This is a genomic window from Streptomyces johnsoniae, assembly GCF_031845565.1.
Lineage (GTDB): Bacteria > Actinomycetota > Actinomycetes > Streptomycetales > Streptomycetaceae > Streptomyces > Streptomyces johnsoniae.
In genome coordinates this window covers 1-235 of sequence record NZ_JAVREV010000126.1, presented here as the reverse complement: position 1 = coordinate 235, position 235 = coordinate 1, and the positions used below count along the sequence as shown (strand labels likewise).

1 protein-coding gene is annotated in these 235 nt (G+C 64.7%); it reads right to left on the bottom strand.

All coding sequences use genetic code 11. The features are described 5' to 3' along the window. Positions 1–123 precede the first annotated feature (123 nt). A partial coding sequence (locus RM779_RS33580) for an integrase core domain-containing protein (protein WP_311621571.1) occupies positions 124–235 on the bottom strand: 112 nt, incomplete at its 5' end.

Genomic DNA, 235 nt, shown 5'->3' with positions numbered 1-235 from the left:
CAGATGCGGTGCATCGCAAGGCACCGGATCGCAGCTCATACTTGGCCGTATTCGCGCGATTCGGCAACGCAGCGAGGTGCCGTAGCTGGCGTCGTGGGCCCGGCAAGATCGGCAGGACAGGGCCTAGGTGTGTTGTTCGGGGAGGTTGGTGACGCGGCTGGCGGGTGTTTGGCCTGCGATGCCGGTGTGGGGTCGGTGGTAGTTGTACCAGTCGATCCAGTCGGTGAACGCGGTC